Raw genomic sequence first — 19,807 nt, forward strand, 5'->3', positions numbered from 1 at the left:
GCGTGTCAGCGCCCCCGGCGTACCCGGGCCTGCCGGCGGCGTTCGGCCACCCCGGCCCAGAACACGAAGCCGTGCAGGCTCGCCACGCACAGCGCCACCAGGGTCAGGATGAGGTCGAGCGAGAGATAGACGTTGGCGGCGCGGTCGAGCAGCGGCCAGCCGGTGCTGCCGAACCACCGCGTCCCCGGACCGAAGAGCCGATGCGCCGCCTGCGCGTTCGTCAGCGCCTGCCAGTCGCCCTGCCGCAGCACGCCCGCGAAACCCCAGGCGACGCACGCTGCGACGCCCAGCGCCAGCGCGCCGCCCAGCCACATGGACAGGTCGCGGACCCGGCCCGCGCGCGGCCACAGCTGCAGGGCGCCCAGGCCCCAGGCGGTCGCGATCAGCAGCAGGAGGAATGTCAGGGCCATGGGTCCGGATTCTGCCTCGCGCTCAGCCCAGGCCGAGCCGCAGCGCCAGCGCCGCCAGCGTCGCCAGCAGCACCGGCAGCGTCAGCACCAGGCCCACCTTGAAGTAGTAGCCCCAGGTGATCCGGATCCCCTTGCGCCCCAGCACGTGCAGCCAGAGCAGGGTCGCGAGGCTGCCGATCGGGGTGAACTTCGGGCCGAGGTCGCTGCCGATCACATTGGCGTAGACCATCGCCTCGCGCACGTCCCCCGCGGCCTGGCTCGCATCGATGGAGAGGGCGACCACCAGCACCGTCGGCATGTTGTTCATGACCGACGACAGGAACGCGGCGAGCAGGCCGGTGCCGATCGTCGCGCCCCACACGCCATGCGCGGCGAAGCCGTCGAGCAGGCCGGCGACGTGGTCGGTCAGCCCGGCGTTGCGCAGGCCGTATACCACCAGGTACATGCCCAGCGAGAACACGACGATCTGCCAGGGCGCGCCCTTCATCACCTTGCGCGTGGAGATGCGGTGGCCGTGCGCGGCCACCGCCAGCAGCACCAGCGCACCGGCGCCGGCCACGGCACTGATCGGCACGAGGTGGCCCAGGCCGAAGAATCCCACCAGCAGCAGGCCGAGCACGCCCCAGCCGGCGCGGAACGTCGCGGGGTCGACGATCGCGCTGCGCGGTTCGCGCAGCCCGGCGATGTCGTAGCTGACCGGGATGTCGCGGCGATAGAACCACAGCAGCATGCCCAGCGTCGCGGCCACGGACACCAGGTTCACCGGCAGCATGACCGCGGCGTACTCGGCGAAGCCGATGCCGAAATAGTCCGCGGACACGATGTTGACCAGGTTCGACACCACCAGCGGCAGGCTGGCGGTGTCGGCGATGAAGCCGGCGGCCATCACGAAGGCCAGCGTGGCCGCCGGGCTGAAGCGCAGCGCCAGCAGCATGGCGATGACGATCGGGGTCAGGATCAGCGCGGCGCCGTCGTTGGCGAACAGCGCCGAGGTCGCGGCGCCGAACAGCACCAGCAGCGCGAACAGCCGTCGCCCGTGGCCGCGGCCCAAACGCGCCACGTGCAGCGCCGCCCATTCGAAGAAGCCGGCCTCGTCGAGGATGAGGCTGATGACGATCAGCGCGATGAAGGCGAAGGTCGCGTTCCAGACGATGCCCCAGACGGTGGGGATGTCGGACAGCCCGACCACGCCGGTCGCGAGCGCCAGCAGCGCGCCGAAGCTGGCGCTCCAGCCCACGCCCAGACCTTTCGGCTGCCAGATGACCAGCACGATGGTGGCGATGAAGATCAGCAGCGCGAGGAGCATCGATCAGGCCCCGTGCGCCTGCGTGCCGCCCTCGCGCGGTTCCTCGGGACCGGGCTCGATGGTGCCGATGCCATCCAGCGCCTGCTGCAGCGCCTCGCGGTCGTCCCACAGCGCGGGAGGCAGCGCGATGAAGGCCTCCAGGCGCGCCTTGATGATGCGATGGGCCTCGCGGAATGCGGCGCGCTTCGCCGCGTCGTCGCCCTCGATCGCGGCGGGATCGGGCAGGCCCCAGTGCGTGCGCATGAAGTCGCCGAACACGGCGGGGCAGGTCTCGGCGGCGGCGGACCCGCAGACGGTGACCACCAGGTCCAGCGGCGCGGCATCGGCGGTCGCGAACTCGTCCCAGGACTTGCTGCGCAGGCCGTCGGTCGGCAGGCCCTCGTCGGCGAGCTGCGCGAGCGCCCAGGGATTGACCGTGCCGGTGGGCTGGCTCCCGGCGCTGGAGACCTCGTAGCGGTCGCCCGCCCAGGCGCGCAGGGTGGCTTCGGCCAGCACGCTGCGGGCGGAGTTGCCCGTGCACAGGAACAGGACGCGACGCTTCATCGTGAGGGCCTCGTGGTGGATCAGGTGATGGGGTGGGGGAATCAGCAGCGGCGCGTCGACGTCGCGCCGGGGGCGCAGCCGTCGTCGCCGGAGCCGGCGCAGCAGTTGTGGGTCAGGTAGGCCACCAGCGCGTTCATGGCGTCGAAGCGGGCGCGGTAGCAGACATGCCGCCCCTGGGCTTCGCTGCTGGCCAGGCCGGCGTTCACCAGCTCCTTCAGGTGGAAGGACAGCGTCGCGCCGGGCACGCCGAGCGCCCCGCCGATGTCGCCGGCCATCCGCCCGGCCGGGCCGGCTTCGACCAGCAGCCGGAACGCGGCAAGCCGGGTGGGGTGGCCGAGCGCATTCAACGCGGTGATTGCCTGATTCGTTTCCATGTTTCTAGAATAGTCGAATGAATATCGACCCGCCAAGCCACTCCCCCGAACTTCTCCACGTGGACAGGGCCCTCCTGCCCGGTCCGCGCCACGACCTCCTCGGCGCCGATGCGGGCGCGCATCCGCCGCGCATCCTCCTGCTCTACGGCTCGCTGCGGCCGCAGTCCTACAGCCGCAAGCTGGCGCTCGAGGCCGAGCGCATCCTCCGGCGCCTGGGTGCTGAGACCTGCGTGTTCGACCCGCACGGCCTGCCGCTGCTCGACAGCGTCGACCGCGACCATCCGAAGGTGCAGGAACTGCGCGCGCTGTCCGAGTGGTCCGAGGGCCAGGTGTGGGTGTCGCCGGAGCGCCACGGCAGCGTCACCGGCGTGTTCAAGAACCAGATCGACTGGCTGCCGCTGGAGGACGGCGGCGTGCGCCCGACGCAGGGCCGGACGCTGGCGGTGATGCAGGTCTGCGGCGGCTCGCAGTCGTTCAACGTGGTCAACCAGCTGCGCATCCTCGGCCGCTGGATGCGCATGGTGACGATCCCCAACCAGTCGTCGGTGGCCAAGGCCTGGCAGGAGTTCGACGAGGACGGGCGCATGCGCGCGTCGGCGTTCCACGACCGCGTGGTCGACGTGATGGAGGAGCTGGTGAAGTTCACCCTGCTGGTGCGCGGGCGCAGCGACTACCTGGTCGACCGCTACAGCGAACGCAAGGGCGCGGAGGCGGCGCGGCGCACGGCCGCCGGTGCCGGGGTGGTGGAAGACGCGGCCCCGGCGTCGACCTGATCGGCGCCATGTCGCGGTGCTAGTGTTCCGGGATCGTCGATCCGGGACGGCGCCATGCGATTCAAGGCACTCCTCCAGCGGCCCGCGCAGCCGAAGAATGCGACCTGGGCCTTCCTCGTGCTGCCCGCCGCCGCCAGCGCGAAGCTGCCCACGCGCAGCCAGGTGACCGTGGCCGGCACCTTGGGCGACGCGCCCTTCCAGGCCACGCTGGAGCCGGATGGCGCGGGCAGCCACTGGCTGAAGGTGCCGAGGACGCTGCTGGATGCGGCGGGCGCGAAGGCCGGCGACACGGTGGCGCTCGGGATCGCGCCGGTCGCGGTCGAGCCCGAGCCGACCGTGCCTCCGGACCTCCGCAAGGCGCTGGCGGCGAATCCCGCGGCGAAGGCGACGTGGGACGACATCACGCCGGTGGCGCGCCGCGACTGGATCCAGTGGATGACCTCGGGCAAGAAGGCGGAGACGCGGGTGAAGCGCGTCGCGTCGGGGTGCGACATGCTGGCCTCGGGCAAGCGGCGGGCCTGCTGCTTCGACCGTTCGGGGATGTACAGCCGGGGCCGGCTCGGCCCGCCGGATGCGGCGCAATGAGCGGTCGGGACCGGCGGGCAGCATCCGCCGCCGGCGCGCCTGCCACCATCGCCCAGCGCCGCAGGCTCAGCGTCCCTGCAGCGGCCTGGGCCGTCCTTCCGGATCGAGCGCGATCATCACGAAACGGCCGCGCGTGCAGGCGTGCCGCACGCCGCTCAGCAGGTCCTCGCTCACCAGTTCCACTTCCACCTGCATCGACGTCCGGCCGACGCCGACCACGCGCGCGATCGTCTCCACCAGCTGTCCCTGGCGGATGGGCCGGCTGAAATCCACCTGCTCGGAGCGCGCCGTGACCACGGTGCTGCGTGCATAGCGCGAGGCGGCGATGAAGGCCGCCTTGTCCATCCAGGCCAGGGCCTGGCCACCGAACAGGGTGCCGAGGTGGTTGGTGTGGTCGGGGAAGACGATGTCCAGCATCCGCGCCTCGGTGGGGGCGACCGTCATGCGGGCGCGCCGCCGGCCTGCGCTTCGACGGCCTGCGTGATCTGCGCCGGCGTCTGGAAGCCGGGCAGGCGCGCGGCCTCGCGGCCGTCGACGTGCAGCGCAAGCGTCGGCGTCTGCCGCAGGCCGAGGCCGCGGAAAAAATCTTCGCCGACGGTTTCCAGCTTCACCTTCAGCAGCACCAGGCCGGCGGCGCCGGGGCTGGCGGCGAACTGCCGCAGTGACATGTCGAGCATGCGGCAGGCCGGGCAGTCGTCCTTGTAGTAGTCGACCAGAAGCCACGGGTGGGCGGCGACGGCGGCGTGGACGTCGTCAGGCGTCGAGGCGTGCAGGGTCTGCATGGAGCGAGTCCTTGGCAACGGGTGTGGGGAAGTCGGCGCGCGGGCGGGCGCGAGTGCCGGCAACGGCAACGGCCGGAGGCGCGGATCCCGCAGTTGCGCCGGCCGCGGCAGTGGAGTCCATGGTCGCGAGCACCCGGTCGGTCCAGTGCCGGACCTTCAGCGCATCCCGTGCGCCGTGCGGCATCTGTTCGATGTCCAGCGGCGGATGGGGGCTGCCGAAGAAGTCGGCCATGCGCCTCAGCGCGCCGCAGTAGTACTCCTCGCCCCACTGCGTCTCGCCGGTGCCGAACACGGCCACGCGATCGGGCTTGCCGACGGCCTCGACCAGCTCCGAGATGAAACGCTTCATCGCCGCCGGCGTGCGGCCGGCATTGTCGGTCCAGGTGCCGAGCAGATAGAGGTCGTGGCGCGGATCGGGGCCGGCCTCGGCCAGGGTCTGGATGCCGGCTTCGATCCAGGTCACGTCATGGCCGCGCGCTTCGCAGCATCCACGTACCATCCGCGCGAGGTCGCGGGTGTTGCCGCTGAGGGAGTCGTAGGCGATCAGGATGCGCATGAGCGGTCCCTCACAGGTCGTCGAATCCGTTGTCGAGGTTGGTCTTCTTGTACGAGGCGTTGCGCATCTCGAAGAAGTCGGTCTTGGTCTCGGTGAAGTTGTCGGCGTAGGCGCGGATCCAAGGCATCACGTTGCCGGTGGATTCCGGGTACAGGCTTTCGATGCCCAGCATCCCGGCCATCTTGTTGGCGCGGTACTTCACGTACTGGATCATCTCGTCGACGTTGATGCCGTCGATGCCGTCCAGCACCTCGCCGGTCCACTGCACTTCCAGCTCCACCGCGTGCTCGAAGGCGCGGTGCACGTACTCCGTCAGCTCGTCGGTGCGCAGCTCCGGGTTCTCGCCGACGATCGCGCGGATCACCTCGCTGATGAACTTGGTGTGCGCCAGCTCGTCGCGGTTGATGAAGCTGATGATCTTGCCGGTGCCGGCCATCCGGTTCTGGCGCACCAGGTTGTAGAAGTAGGCGAAGCCGGAATAGAAGTTGATGCCCTCCAGGATCGAGGACTGGATCAGCGAGCGCAGCAGGGTCTCGGCGGTCTTCTCGCGCATGAAGTCGTCATACGATTCCATGATCGGCGCGTTGCGCTTGAGGATCGTCGGGTGCGTGCGCGCGATCTCGAAGATCCGCTTCTGGTTGTCGAGGTCGGTGATCGAGGCCAGCACGTAGCTGTAGCTCTCGTTGTGGATCACCTCCTGCTGGCCGATGATCGCCGCGTTGGCGTGCGCCGCCGGATCGGTGATGTACTCCGCGACGTTGTAGATGAAGCGCGTCTGCGGCGAATCCAGCGTCGCCAGCAGCCCGATGATCGAGTCGTACGCGTTCTTCTCGCGCGCCGAAAGCTCGCCGTAATGGCGCGCATCGGCCTTCATGTCGACCTCGTCAGGAATCCAGAAGTTGGTCGAAAGCTCCTTGTAGGCGCGATAGAACGACGGGTACGGAATGTCGTTCCAGTTGAGGATCCCCGAAGTGCGCCCGTTGATGATCCCGGTCGAACGGTTCGGATGCCGGGGCTCCAGGATGCGAATGCGGTCAAGCGGCGTGGCGGTGCGAGGTACGGCGAAATTCATGACGATGTCCTGTTCCTGCTTTTTCTGTAGGAGCAGCTATAGCTGCGACCGGCGGTGCGGCAAGGCCGGGTCGCGGCTGTAGCCGCTCCTACAGGGAGGGTTGGCGCGGATCTTCCGAAGCGGCGATGGCGGATGCCGTCAGCTCGAACACCATTCGCATTCATTGATGTCGATGTCGTTCGACCTGACGTAGTAGGTGGTCTTCAACCCCTCCCGCCACGCCGTCATATGCAGCTCCAGCAGCGTGCTGGCGCGAATGGTGCTCGGCACGTAGAAGTTGAAGCTGATCGACTGGTCGACGTGGCGCTGGCGGCGCGCGTTCTGGCGCACGCTGGCGAACTGGTCGACCTTGTACGCGCCCTTCTCGTAGTAGGGCCAGGTCTCCAGCGACAGCTCCGGCGCGGCCACCGGGCGGCGGTAGTCCTTCTTCTCCTCGTAGTAGAACGCCGAGTAGATCGGGTCGATCGAGGCCGTGCTGCCTGCGATCTGCGCCGTCGACATGTTCGGCGCCACCGCCAGGAGCCAGCCGTTGCGCACGCCGTTCACCGCGACCTGTGCCGCCAGGTCCAGCCACTGCGGGCTGTTGTAGCCGCGGTCGCGAAAGTAGCGGCCGGTGTGCCAGTCGCTGCCGGCGAACACCGGGTAGCAGCCCTTCTCCTTCGCCAGCGCCATGCTCGCCTGCACGGTGAGGAAGTTGATGCGCTCGTAGAGCGCGTCGCTGAAATCCTCCGCCTCCGTCGACTCCCAGTGGATGCCCTTCCGTGCCAGCAGGTGGTGCCAGCCGAAGGTGCCCAGGCCGATCGCGCGGTACTTGCGGTTGGTGATCGTCGCCTGCGGCACCGGCAGCAGGTTCAGGTCGATCACGTTGTCGAGCATCCGCACCTGGATCGGCACCAGGCGCTCGAGCACGTCGGTGATCAGGTCGCCCTGGCCGTCCTGCGGCAGGATCGCGCGGCCGAGATTGATCGAGGACAGGTTGCAGACCACGAAGTCGCCGGCCTGCTTCGTGGTCACGATCTGGTTGCCGCTGATGATCTCCTGCATCAGCCGCGTCGGGCTCATGTTCTGCAGGATCTCGGTGCAGAGGTTCGACGAATACACCATGCCCGCGTGCTTGTTCGGGTTCTTCCGGTTGACCTCGTCGCGGTAGAACATGAACGGGTTGCCGGTCTCCAGCTGGCTGACCATCAGCCGCTTGAAGATGTCGATCGCCTTGACGGTCTTGCGCGGGATGCGCTCGTCGGCGACCACCTCCTCGTACTTCTTCCGGAACGTGCCTTCGCCCTTCGCCTCGTCGAAGAAGTCCTGCAGGTACCAGCCCTTGATCCGGTGCACCTCGTGCGGATCGAACAGGTACCAGTCGCCTCGGCGCTCCACGGCCTCCATGAAGATGTCCGGGATGCACACCGAGGTGAACACGTCGTGCGCGCGCAGGCGCTGGTCGCCGTTGTTGAGGCGCAGGTCGAGGAAGGCCTCGATGTCGCGGTGCCAGACGTCCAGGTACACCGCCACCGCGCCCTTGCGCTGACCGAGCTGGTCGACCGAGACCGCGGTGTTGTTGAGCTGCTTGATCCACGGCACCACACCGCCGGACGAGTTCGGCACGCCGCGGATCGCCGAGCCCGAGGCGCGCACGTAGCCCATGTAGGCGCCCACGCCGCCGCCGCCCTTGGACACGCGCGCGATGTCGGTGTTGGAGTCGTAGATGCCCTGCAGCGAGTCGTCGACGGTGTCGATGAAGCACGAGGACAGCTGGCCGCCGGTCTTCCCGGCGTTCTGCAGCGTCGGCGTGGCGACGGTCATGTACAGGTTCGACAGCGCCCAGTAGGCCTCGCCGACCAGGCGCATGCGGCGCTCGCGGCCGTCCTGTCCGCCGCCGCCTTCGCCCTGCATCAGGTACAGCGCGATCGTCAGCCAGCGCTCCTGCGGCAGTTCGTACACCTCGCGCGAGGCGTCGGTGGCCAGGTAGCGCGTGGCCAGCAGGTACAGGCCGTTGTAGGCGAACAGCTTGTCGCGTTCCGGGTCGATCATGCGCCCGGCTTCCTGGAGCTCCTCCTTGGAGTAGGCACGCAGGATGTCGTTGGAGTAGACGTTGCGGTCGGCGAGACTCTCCTGCAGGCCGACGTAGGAACCGTACTTCTGCTCGGTGTCGTAGAAGCGGTTGCGGCTGGCACGCTTGTACAGGCGGTGTAGGTAGATCCGCGCCGCGAACATCTCCCACTCCGGCGCGCCCACGTCCACGCGCGCCTCGGCCTCGCGGATCAGATGGTCGACCAGGTCGTCGGCATTGACCGACTCCTTGCGCTCGACGAAGCCGAACACGCTGCGCTTGAAGTCGTCGACCTCGAGCTGGGGGAACTCGGCGTGCACGCGGTCGATGGCGCGCTCCAGGCGCGCGCGCTCGTAGGGCATGCGGCGGTTGCCGGCCTCCTTGGTGATCCAGGTGGCGACGCCGGCGTCGTGGCCGGTGCCCGCGTCCGGCATCGCGAGGGTGGGCGCGTGGTGGCCGTGGTCGGCCAGGGCGTCGGTTGTCGCGATGCGGGTGTCGGTCTCGCTCATGGATGTGCTCCCGGTGCATGCGCACGGCCGCTGTCCCTCGACAGTCGGCGGGCCAGGAGTCACAGGTTGGGAAAGCGGCGTCGCAGCGCCCGCGACGCGCTCCGGTGGACGGATCGCGGCCGCATGCCTGCTTCACCAGCCATCTCCCCCCGGAGATTCCGCAGCCGGCACCGCGCGATGTGCTTTGCGCGCGGCTGTCGGCAGGTCTTCGGGCTCGTGGATCCGGGAACCACCGGCTGTGCGCCGGGGATTCCTCGCCTCGGTCGCCGCTTCCCGGGACCACCGTCCCAGTGCGTGCGCGACCTCGTTTCCACCTACCGCTGCGGGGCAGCGCCGGGATGGGCGGGGGTCTGGACGCATCCGACCGCCGCCGCACCGGCTTCCCTTTTCATCCCGAGCCCTCTGGCGCGGGAACCGACGGGGCACAACATATCGGGGCCGGTGTGCATCGTCAACGCAATATATTGGTTCAGTCCAGCCCGCGATGCTCCAGCAGCGGCTCGACGCTGGGCTCCTTGCCGCGGAACTCGCGGTAGGCCTTGGCGAGATCCCGCGAGTGCCCGATCGACAGGATCTTCTCGCGGAACACCTGGCCGTTCTCCCGCGTCAGCCCGCCGTTCTCGCGGAACCACTGGAAGGCGTCGTGGTCGAGCACCTCCGCGCCGAAGTAGGCGTAGTAGCCGGCCGCGTAGCCGCCGCCCCAGATGTGGCTGAAGTAGCTGGTGCGGTAGCGCGGCGGCACCGCCGCCAGGTCGACCTTGTACTTCGCCAGCGCCTCCTTCTCGAACGCGTCCACGTCCTTCTTCGCGTCACGCGCCGGCAGGGTGTGCCAGGCCATGTCGAGCAGCGCCGCCGACAGGTACTCGGTGGTCGCGTAGCCCTGGTTGAAGGTGCGTGCGCGGACGATCTTCTCGACCAGCGCCTGCGGCATCGGCTCGCCGGTCCGGTAGTGCTTGGCGTAGTTCGCGAACACCTTCGGGTCCAGCGCCCAGTGCTCGTTGAACTGCGAGGGGAACTCGACGAAGTCGCGCGGCACGTTGGTGCCGGCCAGGCTCGGGTAGGTGGTCTTCGAGAACAGGCCGTGCAGGGCGTGGCCGAACTCGTGGAACAGCGTGGTGGTGTCGTCGAAGCTCAGCAGCGCCGGCTGGCCGGCCGCGGGCTTCGTGTAGTTCTCGACGTTGTAGATCACCGGGATGTCGCCGGTCAGGCCGTTCTGCTCGACGAAGTTGCCCATCCAGGCGCCGCCCTGCTTGCTCTCGCGCTGGAACGGGTCGAGGTAGAACAGCGCGAGCTGGGTGCCGTCGGCGTCGAAGATGTCGAACACGCGCACGTCGGGGTGGTAGACCGGCAGATCGCTGCGCTCCTTCGCGGTGATGCCGTACAGCTGTTCGGCGGCGAAGAACACGCCGTCCTTCAGCACGCGGTCGAGCTCGAAGTAGGGCTTGATGGCCTCGGCGTCGAGGTCGAACTCGGCCTTGCGCACCTGCTCGGCGTAGAAGTCCCAGTCGGCGGCGCCGGCGGTGAAGCCGCCGCCCTGGGCGTCGACCACGGACTGGATCTTCGCAAGCTCGGCCTGCGCGCGGGCGGTGGCTGCGGGCACGGTGTCGGTCAGCAGCTTCAGCGCGACCTCGGGCGTGCCGGCCATCTGGTAGGCGATGCCGTAGGCGGCGTAGCTGGGATAGCCCAGCAGTTCGGCCTTGCGCGCGCGCAGTTCGGCCAGGCGCTGGATGGTGGCGCGGGTGTCGTTGGCGTCGCCCTGTTCGGCGCGCGCGATGGATGCGGCCAGCACCTGCTCGCGCAGGCCGCGATCCTTCAGCGAGGCCAGTACCGGCTGCTGGGTGGTGTTCTGCAGCACCAGCATCCACTTGCCGTCGTGGCCGGCGTCCTTCGCGGCGGCCGCGGCAGCGGCGATCGTGGCTTCGTCCAGGCCGTCGAGCTTCGCGACGTCGTCCACCAGCACGCCGCCGGCCTTGGTCGCGGCCAGCAGCCTGTTGGAGAACGTGGTGGTCAGCGAGGACTCCTCGCTGTTGAGCTTGCGCAGTTCGGCCTGCTTGTCCGCGTCCAGCTCGGCGCCGGCGCGGACGAAGTTGTCATGCGTGCGCTCGACGAGGAACACCTGCTCGGGCGTCAGGCCGGACTCCGCGCGCTGTGCGTACAGCGCCTTCACCCGCGCGAACAGCTTCGGATCGAGGTGGATGGCGTCGGCGTGCTCGGCCAGCTTCGGCGCCAGCGCCTGCTCGGCGGCCTGAAGCGCCTCGTTGGTGTGCGCCGAGGTCATGGCGAAGAACACCGAAGCCGCGCGGGTCAGCAGCGCGCCGCTGCGCTCCAGCGCTTCGATGGTGTTGGCGAATGTCGGCGGCTCGGTGCTGTCGGCGATGGTCCGCACCTCGGCCAGGTGCTGGCGCATGCCTTCCTCGATCGCGGGCTGGTAGTGCGCGTCCTGGATCAGGTCGAAGCGAGGCGCCTGGAAGGCGAGGGTGCTGGCGACCAGCAGCGGGTTTTCGGTCTGGGCGGGCGCGGCGGGCGCGGCGGCGGTGTTCGGCATCGGGGACTCGGTGGCGGTGCGGTCGCAGGCGCCCAGGGCGAGCGCGATCGCGGCGGACAGCAGGAGGGGACGCAGCATGGGATGGGGTTCCTGACGGGCGGAGGCAAGCCTGGCCGTTCAGGATGCGCGCGGTGGCGGCGCGGCAAACGTGCCGTTCGGCACTCCGGGGCGCTCAGCGGTAGGGGCCGGGGCCGCTCCAGACCGGCTTGCCGCGGCGGTAGACCTGGTACATGGCGATCACCTCGCGGGCGTCGCCGATGCCGGCCAGCTCCGGGTCGTCCGGCTCGACCAGGCGGCAGGGCCCGGAGTCGCGGCGCAGTGCGGTTTCGAGCGGGCAGACCATGAGCTGGCGTACGCCCGGCAGCGGCAGGAAGACCTCGGTCATGCCCGCGTCGCGCCAGGCGCGCAGCCGGGTCTCGGCCATGAGGTCGTAGACCACCTGGAAGCCGCCGGCCTCCAGCGCGGCGCCGCTGGCCGTGCCCCGGGGGCGGGAACCGCGGCTGATCGAGGGGCTCGGGGCGGAGCCGGCGTCCACCACCGCGTGCTGCGCCGCCTGCGTGCCCGGCGGCTGGCCCCAGGCCTGCTGGCTGGGGTGCGGGCGCTGCGGCGCGGGAGGTGCCGGCGGGGCCGCGGCCTCGGGCCGGGGACGCCGCGGCTGTGGCAGCGGCGCGTCGGCCCGATCGACCTCGACCACCTGCAGGCGCGAGGGGTCGGGGCGTTCGGCGGGATCGGGCTCGACGGGCCTGCGCGCGCTGCGCTGCGGGGACGGCGGCGGCGGCGAAGGAATGGCCTGCGGCGCGTCGATGAAGGTGACGTCGAGCCTGCCGCCGGCGGCGGCGCCCGCCGGGTCGGAGGGCTCCAGCGGCTCGGCGGTCAGCGCCAGCAGCAGGAGCAGCGCATGCAGCAGCAGGGTGGCCGCGCCCGCGCCGATGCGCTGCAGGCGCTCCACGCGCGAGCGGTCGCCCCGCGACGCGACGGGCGCGGCTTTGGCGCGCGCGCTCACGGGGCGCGCAGACGCAAGCACCCCGGCCGTGGCCGGGGTGCGGGTGGAGCGGGGTGGAGCAGGCGGCTCGCCACCGATGATCCGGCGGTCCGTCAGTCCTTCAGGTCGTCGGGCACCTTGCCGCCGTTCTCGGCCAGCTTGCGCATCACCGCCTTGTGCAGGGCGATGTTCTGTTCGGCGCTGCCGTGCGCACCGGCGTTGACGTCGAGTTCGGCGGCCAGCTCCTTGCGCGCGTCGAGGCTGGAGTCGAGGTCGAGCAGCTTCAGCAGGTCGACGATCGAGCGGCGCCAGTCGCTTTCGCCGCCCTTCTCGCGGGCCATGGCGGCGAGCACGGCTTCGACGTCGACGGGTTCGGGCGCGGGCGCCGGGGCCGGGGCTGGCGGAGCCGGCTTCAGCGCGGGCGGCGCGACCTTCGGGTCGTCCTGGCCGCCGTCGAAGATGACGGGCGCGGGCTTGCCACCCTGCGAGGACGTGCCGGGCGAGGTGGCGGTTTCGGTGTTGCGACCCAGGATGCGGTCGCGGATCTTCGAGAACAGGCCCATGGTGAACTCCTGGCGGAAGGCTGCGATTCTGCAGCGATGGGAATTAAATTGCATGGCCGGATACCACAGGCCCCGGCATGGACCGGGGCCTGTGGCGGATCGGACGTGCGGAGTCGACGGCGATCCGCGGCGGGGATCAGCCCGCGTTCTTCATCGCGATCTTGCGGTTGCGCATGATGTCGTGGCACTCGGTGACGCGCGGCAGGTACTTCTGCGCCGCGGCACGCGCGGCGGCCGGGGTGTCGCTGTCTTCCAGCGTGTCCTTGAAGGCGTCGAGCAGGCGGTCCTCGAGCTCTTCGAGCTCCGCCACGTACGCATAGTTCGTGTCACCAAGCGCGGCGCGCGCCTTGGCGTAGGTCTGGCGCATCGAGCCGACCATGGTGCCGTGGTCGGCGGGATCGCCCCCGGTGGCGGCCACGTCGGCGCTCAGGCCGGTCACGATCTCGCGCTTGTGCTCGCCCATGCGGCGGAACAGCGTGGCGAGTTCGGCGCTCTCCACCTTGCCGGCGGCCTCGGCGTAGAACTCGCTGCCGTCGCGGGCGATCTCGATCAGGTCGTTGAGGCTGTGCTGGATCTTCTTGTCCGTCATGGAGCTGTCCTTGGGGGGAAGGGACGTCCACTCTGGGGGCACCGCCATGAAGTCCACGTGGAACGCGGGCCCGCAGGTGCGGCGCGGACACGGCGCATTGGCCTTTGTCGACGTGGCGTCGATGCATGTCATCCGGCCCCTGGCGCGACTCCCCGGTTCACGCCTGCGTATCGCGCGGGCTGCGAACGTCGCGCGCATGAACGAGGGCGGACCCGCACGCGAGGGCACGGCCCCGGACCTGCCGTCCGGGCTGCACGGATACGGCGCGCGGAGCCTGCCGTGAAGCGCTACCGCGGCAGCGACTCGGGCATCGCCGCGTACGCGTGCGGCCCGGGCTGGATCGTCATCCGCTTCCATCGCGGAGGCACCTACCGCTACGACGACCGGCATCCCGGCGCGGAGCACGTGCTGGAGATGCAGCGGCTGGCCGAGGCGGGCGAAGGCCTGAACACCTACGTCAACCAGCATGTCCGCGACGATTACGCGGCGCGGATGGCCTAGGCGGGGAGTGACTGCTGCCGCTCCCCGCCCGGCACCGCCTGCGCTCAGCCGGCCAGCAGGCGGTTCACGCGCTGCAGGAACGCGGCCGGATCCGGCAGCGGCGCGCCGGCGGCCAGCTCCGCCTGCTCCAGCAGCAGGTGGGCGAGGTCGGTGGCGCGGGCGTCGTCGGCCTCGCCCTGCAGGCGGCGCAGCAGCGCATGCTGCGGATTGATCTCGAGCGTGGGCTTCTGCTCCGGCACGTCCTGGCCGGCGTCGCGCAGCAGCCGAGCCAGGTGCGGCGCCATTTCCCACTCCGACATCGCCAGGCACGAGGGCGAATCGGTCAGGCGCGCGGACACGCGCACGTCCTCCACGCGCTCGCCGAGCAGGCGCTTGATGCGCTCCAGCAGCGGGGCCGCGGCGCCGGCGGCGTCGGCCAGCTTCTGCTTCTCCGCCTCGTCCATCGGCAGCTCGCCCTTGGCGACGTGCTTCATCGGCTTGCCGGCGTATTCGCGGAGGTGGCCGAGCATCCACTCGTCGATGCGGTCGGACATCAGCAGCACTTCGATGTCGCGGGCCTTGAACGCTTCCAGCTGCGGGCTGCCGGCCGCGGCGCGATGGCCGTCGGCGGTGACGTACCAGATCGCGTCCTGGCCCTCCTGCATGCGGCCGACGTAGTCGTCCAGCGAAACGTCGCGCGCCTCGCCGGCGCCCTTGGTCGAGCTGAAGCGCAGCAGCTTCGCGATGCGCTCGCGGTTGCCGGCGTCCTCGACGATGCCTTCCTTGAGCGTGTTGCCGAAGGCCTTGAGGAAGGCGTCGAACTTCGCCGGCTCGTCGCGCGAGAGCTTCTCGATCAGGTCCAGCACGCGCTTCACGCAGGCGCCCCGGATGCGCTCGAGCTGGCGGTTGTGCTGCAGGATCTCGCGGCTGACGTTGAGCGGCAGGTCGTCGGCGTCGACCACGCCGCGCACGAAGCGCAGGTAGTTCGGCAGCAGCTCTTCGGCCGCGTCCATGATGAAGACGCGCTTGATGTAGAGCTTCAGGCCCTTGCGCTCGTCGCGGCCGCCCATCATCAGGTCGAACGGCGGCTGCGACGGCAGGTACAGCAGGGTGGTGAAACTCTGGCTGCCCTCGACGCGGTTGTGGGTCCAGGCGGCGGCGTCGTTGAAGTCGTGGCCGAGCGCCTTGTAGAAGTTCTGGTACTCCTCGTCGCCGATCTCCGCCTTCGGGCGGGTCCACAGCGCGGAGGCGTCGTTGACCGTCTCCCACGCGGGCGCCGCCGCCGTCGCCGTCTCCGCCTCCTGCGCGCCTGCTTCGCCATCGGTGCCGGCATTCGCGTCCGCTCCGGCATTCGCGCCTGGCGCGTCCTTCGGCATCCGGATCGGGAAGGCGACGTGGTCGGAGTACTTCGTGATCAGCGAGCGCAGCGTCCACGGCTCGAGGAATTCGTCCTCGCCGTCCTTCAGGTGCAGGACGACGGTGGTGCCGCGCTCGGGCAGCTCCACGGCCTCCAGCGTGTACTCGCCGCGGCCGTCGCTTTCCCACTTCACGCCCTCGCCGGCGGGCGCGTCGGCGCGGCGGGTGAGCACGGTGACGCGGTCGGCGACCACGAAGGCGGAATAGAAGCCGACGCCGAACTGCCCGATCAGGCGCGCATCGGCCTTCTGCTCGCTGCCCATGGCCTCGAGGAAGCGGCGGGTGCCGGAGCTGGCGATGCTGCCGATGTTCTCCACCACCTCGTCGCGCGACATGCCGATGCCGGTGTCGCGGATGGTGACGGTGCGCGCCTCGCGGTCGGCGCTGACGTCGATGTGCAGCTCGCCGGCGCCTGCCAGCAGGTCGGGCTGGGCGATCGCCTCGAAGCGCAGCTTGTCGCAGGCGTCGGAGGCGTTGGAGACCAGCTCGCGCAGGAAGATCTCCTTGTGCGAGTACAGCGAGTGGGTGACCAGGTGCAGCACCTGGGCGACTTCGGCTTCGAACTTGCGGGTTTCGGGCGTCGTGGTCATGGGGTTCCGGACATGGCCAGGGGATTGGTCCACGGATATGCGCGCGCCTGCGCGGTTTTCAAGCGCGTGGCCGCCGGTGACCGGGACTTCTGTCCCGCGCAAAGTGGTCGAGGGCGCGGCTAAGGTCGACGGTTTGCACTCCGGAACCCGCCGCATGATCCGCACCACGCTCGCCCTCGCCCTGGCCACCGCGCTCGCTTCGGCCCCCGCGTTCGCCCAGGACCCGCCGCGGCCCGCGCCGTCGCCCTCGCCTGCACCGCAGCCTGCGCCGCCGGTGCAGCAGGATCCGGACCGTCGCGACAACGTCGAACTCGAACAGGAAGCGCTCGACCGCTCGGGCCAGGATCCGGCCGAGGCGCCGCTGGAGAGCGCGCGCGGCCAGCGCCGTGACGCCAACGGGGCGGAGGGCGAGGCGAAGTGGGACGTCGAGTCCGTCCAGGGCCAGGCGAAGACGGTGCGCTTCGAGACCAGCGAAGGCACGTGGATGGACGTCGACGTGTCGCCCGATGGCCGCGAGCTGGTGTTCTCGCTCCTCGGCGACCTCTACCGCATGCCGATCGCCGGCGGCGCCGCCACCCGCGTCACCAGCGGCCGCGCCTGGGACGTGCAGCCGCGCTGGTCGCCCGACGGCCGCCGCATCGCCTTCACTTCCGACCGCAACGGCGCCAACAACATCTGGACGGTGGCGGCCAACGGCGGCGACGCGCGCCAGGTGACCGACGAGGACTTCCGCCTGCTCAACAACCCGACCTGGACGCCGGATGGGCAGTACATCGTGGCGCGCAAGCACTTCACCTCGACGCGCTCGCTGGGCGCCGGCGAGCTCTGGCTGTACCACGCCGCGGGCACCACCGGCGGCATCCAGCTGGTGGAGAAGCCGAACGAACAGCAGGACCTCGGCGAGCCCAGCGTGTCGCCGGACGGGCGCTACGTGTACTTCTCGCAGGACGTCAGCCAGGGGCCCAGCTTCGAGTACAACCGCGATCCGCACGGCGTGATCTACGCGATCAAGCGCTTCGACCGCCAGACCGGCAGGGCCGAGACCGTGGTGGCCACGCCCGGTGGCGCGGTGCGTCCGCAGGTGTCGCCCGACGGGAAGACGCTGGCCTTCGTGAAGCGCGTGCGCGACGCCAGCGTGCTGCACCGCATGGACATCGCCAGCGGCGAGGTGCGCCCGGTCTGGGACGGCCTGAGCCACGACCAGCAGGAGGCGTGGGCGATCTTCGGGCCGTACAGCGGCTTTGGCTGGACGCCGGATTCGAAGTCGGTGGTGGCCTGGGCACAGGGTGGCCTGTGGCGCGTGGACATGGCGAGCGGCGCGGCGTCGAAGATCCCGTTCACCGCGCAGGTCGAGCAGGTGGTGTCGCAGCCGCTGCGCTTCGAACGGGCGCTGCCGGAAGGCCGCTTCAATCCGCGCATGATCCGTGACGTGGCCACCTCGGCCGACGGCGGCACCCTGGTCTTCCACGCGCTCGGCCAGCTGTGGCGCAAGTCGCTGCCGGGCGGCACGCCGTCGCGCCTGACCGCGAACCGCGACGTGTACGAGTACCAGCCGAGCTTCAGCGCCGACGGCCGCCAGCTGCTGTACACGACCTGGTCCGACGAGGGCCTGGGCGCGATCCATGTGCGCGGCGCCGGTGGCACCGCCGAAGGTCGCAAGCTCACGCAGGAGCCCGGTTTCTACTACCACCCGCGCTTCTCGCCCGACGGAAAGCACGTGGTCTACAGCCGCAGCAGCGGCGGCGGCCTGACCGGCAGCCTGTGGTCGGGCGAGCGCGGCATCCACGTGGTGCCCGTCGGCGGCGGCGACCCCGTGCGCGTGGCCGAGAGCGGGCAGTCGCCGCAGTTCAGCCATGACGGCACGCGCGTGCTGTACCTGGCCGGCAACGGCATGGAGAAGAAGCTGATGTCGGTCGGCCTGCACGGCGAGGAGCCGCGCGCGGTGTTCGACCTGAAGTACGTGGATTCGGTGCAGATCAGCCCCGACGGCAAGTGGGTGGCCTTCACCGAGCTCTTCAACGCCTACGTGGCGCCGATGCCGGAGACCGGGCGCACCATCACGCTCGACCGCAAGACCAGGGCGGTGCCGGTGCGCGCGGTCAGCGCCGACGTCGGCAGCTACCTGCACTGGGCGGCGGATTCGAAGTCGCTGCACTGGATGGTCGGCGACCGCTACCACTCGCGCCGCCTCGACCAGACCTTCGACTTCCTGCCCGGCGCCCCGGAGGAGATCGCCGCGCCCGCGCCCGGTGGCGGCATCGCCGTGGGCCTGGGCGCGGAGGTCTACGCGCCGCGCGACGTCGTGGCCTTCACCAACGCGCGCATCGTGACCATGCGCGACGCGGAGAACGCGCAGGACGTGATCGAGGGCGGCACGATCGTCGTGGACGGCCACACCATCACCGCCGTCGGCGCGGGGGGAGCGGTGCAGGTGCCCTCGGGCGCACGCGTCATCGACGTGGCCGGCAAGACCATCATCCCGGGCATGATAGACGTGCACGCGCACGCCTCGAACTTCGGCCAGGGCGTGGTGCCGCAGCAGAACTGGGCCTACTACGCCAACCTCGCCTTCGGCATCACCACGCTGCATGACCCCTCGGCCACGACCGAGTTCGTGTTCTCGCAGTCCGAGCTGCTGCAGGCCGGGCGCATGGTCGGCCCGCGCATGTTCTCCACCGGCACGATCCTCTACGGCGCCGACGGCGGCTTCAAGGCCGAGATCGATTCGCTCGACGACGCCCGCAGCCACCTGCGCCGCATGCAGGCGCACGGCGCGTTCTCGGTGAAGAGCTACAACCAGCCGCGGCGTGCCCAGCGCCAGCAGGTGGACCAGGCCGCGCGCGAGCTCGGCATGCTGGTGGTGGAGGAGGGCGGATCCACCTTCCACCACAACATGACCATGATCCTCGACGGCGTCACCGGCATCGAGCACAACCTGCCGGTCGCGCCGCTGTACGCCGACGTGGTCAACCTGTGGAAGGAAACCGACGTGCGCAACACGCCGACGCTTGTCGTGAGCTACGGCGGCCTGTCCGGCGAGTACTGGTGGTATGCGCGCGACAACGTCTGGGAGGACGCCAAGCTCAACCGCTTCTTCCCGCGCGAGACGCTGGACGCGCGCTCGATCCGCCGCGAGGTCGCGCCGGACTGGGACTACCACCACATCGAGGTGGCGAAGTCGCTGAAGGTGCTGCGCGATGCCGGGGTCAAGGTGCAGGTGGGTGGCCACGGCCAGCTGCAGGGCATGGCCACGCACTGGGAGACCTGGATGCTGACCCAGGGCGGCTTCACGAACTTCGAGGCGCTGCGCGCGGCGACCATCGACGGTGCCGACTACCTCGGCCTCGCCGGCCAGCTCGGCTCGCTCGAGGTCGGCAAGCGCGCCGACCTGGTGGTGCTGGACGGCAACCCGCTGGACAACATCCGCCACACCGCCGACACCCGCTACGTGATGGTGGACGGACGCCTGTTCGACGTCGCCGCCGACATGGCCGAGGTCGGCAACCAGGCGGCGCCCGCGCCGACGTTCTACTGGCAGCACCACGGCCACGGGCAGACGTTCGGCGAGTCCTTCGGGCCGACATCGATGTGCCACGGCGTGCACTGAGGTCCGGGAAGGACATCGTGGTACGCAAAGGGCCCGGGATTTCCCCGGGCCCTTTCGTTTGCCTGGCGGCCCGGA

Annotated in this window: 19 protein-coding genes and 1 riboswitch; of the genes, 5 read left to right on the forward strand and 14 right to left on the reverse strand. The window is 70.2% G+C overall.

Annotated features, from left to right (window positions below):
* Positions 1-5 precede the first annotated feature (5 nt).
* Genes H9645_RS05565 through H9645_RS05580 form a run of 4 tightly spaced genes read right to left on the reverse strand, consistent with a single transcriptional unit; the run spans position 6 to position 2,633 of the window.
* On the reverse strand, positions 6-410 hold the full coding sequence (locus H9645_RS05565; RefSeq protein ID WP_191728729.1) for a hypothetical protein: 405 nt from the start codon (positions 408-410) through the stop codon (positions 6-8).
* Positions 411-432: 22 nt separating this feature from the next.
* Positions 433-1,716: an arsenic transporter gene (locus H9645_RS05570; protein ID WP_191728730.1), complete on the reverse strand. Its 1,284-nt coding sequence runs from the start codon at positions 1,714-1,716 to the stop codon at positions 433-435.
* 3 nt (positions 1,717-1,719) lie between these two features.
* Positions 1,720-2,259, reverse strand: coding sequence for an arsenate reductase ArsC (locus H9645_RS05575; RefSeq protein WP_191728731.1), 540 nt, complete (start codon positions 2,257-2,259; stop codon positions 1,720-1,722).
* 41 nt (positions 2,260-2,300) lie between these two features.
* Positions 2,301-2,633 (reverse strand): ArsR/SmtB family transcription factor, encoded by a 333-nt coding sequence (locus tag H9645_RS05580; RefSeq protein WP_191728732.1) that lies wholly within the window; start codon positions 2,631-2,633, stop codon positions 2,301-2,303.
* A 23-nt stretch (positions 2,634-2,656) separates the two neighbouring features.
* Here H9645_RS05580 and arsH point away from each other — a divergent pair, with 23 nt between their 5' ends.
* Complete coding sequence (gene arsH / locus H9645_RS05585) at positions 2,657-3,406, forward strand: arsenical resistance protein ArsH (RefSeq protein ID WP_318240506.1); 750 nt, start codon at positions 2,657-2,659, stop codon at positions 3,404-3,406.
* Positions 3,407-3,460: 54 nt separating this feature from the next.
* Positions 3,461-3,991 carry a YdeI/OmpD-associated family protein gene (locus tag H9645_RS05590; RefSeq protein WP_191728734.1) on the forward strand — a complete coding sequence of 177 codons (531 nt, stop codon included), beginning with the start codon at positions 3,461-3,463 and terminating at the stop codon, positions 3,989-3,991.
* A gap of 66 nt (positions 3,992-4,057) precedes the next feature.
* On the opposite strand, the gene H9645_RS05595 is transcribed toward H9645_RS05590, so the two are convergent.
* The 9 genes from H9645_RS05595 to H9645_RS05635 all read right to left on the reverse strand — a co-directional run bounded on the left by H9645_RS05595 (position 4,058) and on the right by H9645_RS05635 (position 13,639).
* Positions 4,058-4,435 carry an acyl-CoA thioesterase gene (locus H9645_RS05595; protein WP_191728735.1) on the reverse strand — a complete coding sequence of 126 codons (378 nt, stop codon included), beginning with the start codon at positions 4,433-4,435 and terminating at the stop codon, positions 4,058-4,060.
* Complete coding sequence (locus H9645_RS05600; protein ID WP_191728736.1) at positions 4,432-4,773, reverse strand: thioredoxin family protein; 342 nt, start codon at positions 4,771-4,773, stop codon at positions 4,432-4,434. Before H9645_RS05600 ends, H9645_RS05595 begins: the two co-directional genes overlap by 4 nt.
* Entirely contained in the window at positions 4,745-5,329 is a 585-nt protein-coding gene (locus H9645_RS05605) for a flavodoxin (RefSeq protein ID WP_191728737.1), read from the reverse strand. Before H9645_RS05605 ends, H9645_RS05600 begins: the two co-directional genes overlap by 29 nt.
* Before the next feature lie 10 nt (positions 5,330-5,339).
* Complete coding sequence (locus tag H9645_RS05610) at positions 5,340-6,401, reverse strand: ribonucleotide-diphosphate reductase subunit beta (protein ID WP_191728738.1); 1,062 nt, start codon at positions 6,399-6,401, stop codon at positions 5,340-5,342.
* A gap of 138 nt (positions 6,402-6,539) precedes the next feature.
* Entirely contained in the window at positions 6,540-8,885 is a 2,346-nt protein-coding gene (locus tag H9645_RS05615; RefSeq protein WP_225218065.1) for a ribonucleoside-diphosphate reductase subunit alpha, read from the reverse strand.
* Positions 8,886-9,142: 257 nt separating this feature from the next.
* Positions 9,143-9,393, reverse strand: a riboswitch (cobalamin riboswitch).
* 36 nt (positions 9,394-9,429) lie between these two features.
* On the reverse strand, positions 9,430-11,583 hold the full coding sequence (dcp, locus tag H9645_RS05620; RefSeq protein WP_191728740.1) for a peptidyl-dipeptidase Dcp: 2,154 nt from the start codon (positions 11,581-11,583) through the stop codon (positions 9,430-9,432).
* A 94-nt stretch (positions 11,584-11,677) separates the two neighbouring features.
* A complete protein-coding gene (locus H9645_RS05625) occupies positions 11,678-12,508 on the reverse strand; it encodes a hypothetical protein (RefSeq protein WP_191728741.1) in 831 nt (276 codons plus the stop codon).
* A 92-nt stretch (positions 12,509-12,600) separates the two neighbouring features.
* Positions 12,601-13,050 (reverse strand): DUF3597 domain-containing protein, encoded by a 450-nt coding sequence (locus H9645_RS05630; RefSeq protein WP_191728742.1) that lies wholly within the window; start codon positions 13,048-13,050, stop codon positions 12,601-12,603.
* A 136-nt stretch (positions 13,051-13,186) separates the two neighbouring features.
* The gene (locus tag H9645_RS05635) at positions 13,187-13,639 is read right to left on the reverse strand and encodes a PA2169 family four-helix-bundle protein (RefSeq protein ID WP_191728743.1); all 453 of its coding nucleotides are present in this window, start codon (positions 13,637-13,639) and stop codon (positions 13,187-13,189) included.
* 46 nt (positions 13,640-13,685) lie between these two features.
* Between H9645_RS05635 and H9645_RS05640 the strand changes: the two genes are divergently transcribed.
* Together H9645_RS05640 and H9645_RS05645 are read left to right on the forward strand one after the other, a co-directional pair.
* A complete protein-coding gene (locus H9645_RS05640) occupies positions 13,686-13,922 on the forward strand; it encodes a hypothetical protein (RefSeq protein WP_191728744.1) in 237 nt (78 codons plus the stop codon).
* A complete protein-coding gene (locus H9645_RS05645) occupies positions 13,919-14,140 on the forward strand; it encodes a hypothetical protein (RefSeq protein ID WP_191728745.1) in 222 nt (73 codons plus the stop codon). The genes H9645_RS05640 and H9645_RS05645 overlap by 4 nt, the downstream gene beginning before the upstream one ends.
* Positions 14,141-14,184: 44 nt before the next feature.
* Here H9645_RS05645 and htpG read toward each other — a convergent pair whose 3' ends face one another.
* A complete protein-coding gene (gene htpG, locus H9645_RS05650) occupies positions 14,185-16,125 on the reverse strand; it encodes a molecular chaperone HtpG (protein ID WP_191728746.1) in 1,941 nt (646 codons plus the stop codon).
* Positions 16,126-16,279: 154 nt separating this feature from the next.
* Here htpG and H9645_RS05655 point away from each other — a divergent pair, with 154 nt between their 5' ends.
* Positions 16,280-19,732: an amidohydrolase family protein gene (locus H9645_RS05655; RefSeq protein WP_225218029.1), complete on the forward strand. Its 3,453-nt coding sequence runs from the start codon at positions 16,280-16,282 to the stop codon at positions 19,730-19,732.
* Positions 19,733-19,807: the final 75 nt, after the last annotated feature.

The organism is Luteimonas colneyensis (genome assembly GCF_014836665.1).
Classification (GTDB): domain Bacteria; phylum Pseudomonadota; class Gammaproteobacteria; order Xanthomonadales; family Xanthomonadaceae; genus Luteimonas; species Luteimonas colneyensis.

Coding starts and splice junctions, on each gene's coding strand:
- H9645_RS05565 (WP_191728729.1), bottom strand. CDS start 410: ATGGCCCTGACATTCCTCCTGCTGCTGATCGCGACCGCCTGGGGCCTG.
- H9645_RS05570 (WP_191728730.1), bottom strand. CDS start 1,716: ATGCTCCTCGCGCTGCTGATCTTCATCGCCACCATCGTGCTGGTCATC.
- H9645_RS05575 (WP_191728731.1), bottom strand. CDS start 2,259: ATGAAGCGTCGCGTCCTGTTCCTGTGCACGGGCAACTCCGCCCGCAGC.
- H9645_RS05580 (WP_191728732.1), bottom strand. CDS start 2,633: ATGGAAACGAATCAGGCAATCACCGCGTTGAATGCGCTCGGCCACCCC.
- H9645_RS05590 (WP_191728734.1), top strand. CDS start 3,461: ATGCGATTCAAGGCACTCCTCCAGCGGCCCGCGCAGCCGAAGAATGCG.
- H9645_RS05595 (WP_191728735.1), bottom strand. CDS start 4,435: ATGACGGTCGCCCCCACCGAGGCGCGGATGCTGGACATCGTCTTCCCC.
- H9645_RS05600 (WP_191728736.1), bottom strand. CDS start 4,773: ATGCAGACCCTGCACGCCTCGACGCCTGACGACGTCCACGCCGCCGTC.
- H9645_RS05605 (WP_191728737.1), bottom strand. CDS start 5,329: ATGCGCATCCTGATCGCCTACGACTCCCTCAGCGGCAACACCCGCGAC.
- H9645_RS05610 (WP_191728738.1), bottom strand. CDS start 6,401: ATGAATTTCGCCGTACCTCGCACCGCCACGCCGCTTGACCGCATTCGC.
- H9645_RS05615 (WP_225218065.1), bottom strand. CDS start 8,885: ATGCCGGACGCGGGCACCGGCCACGACGCCGGCGTCGCCACCTGGATC.
- dcp (WP_191728740.1), bottom strand. CDS start 11,583: ATGCTGCGTCCCCTCCTGCTGTCCGCCGCGATCGCGCTCGCCCTGGGC.
- H9645_RS05630 (WP_191728742.1), bottom strand. CDS start 13,050: ATGGGCCTGTTCTCGAAGATCCGCGACCGCATCCTGGGTCGCAACACC.
- H9645_RS05635 (WP_191728743.1), bottom strand. CDS start 13,639: ATGACGGACAAGAAGATCCAGCACAGCCTCAACGACCTGATCGAGATC.
- H9645_RS05640 (WP_191728744.1), top strand. CDS start 13,686: ATGAAGTCCACGTGGAACGCGGGCCCGCAGGTGCGGCGCGGACACGGC.
- htpG (WP_191728746.1), bottom strand. CDS start 16,125: ATGACCACGACGCCCGAAACCCGCAAGTTCGAAGCCGAAGTCGCCCAG.
- H9645_RS05655 (WP_225218029.1), top strand. CDS start 16,280: ATGATCCGCACCACGCTCGCCCTCGCCCTGGCCACCGCGCTCGCTTCG.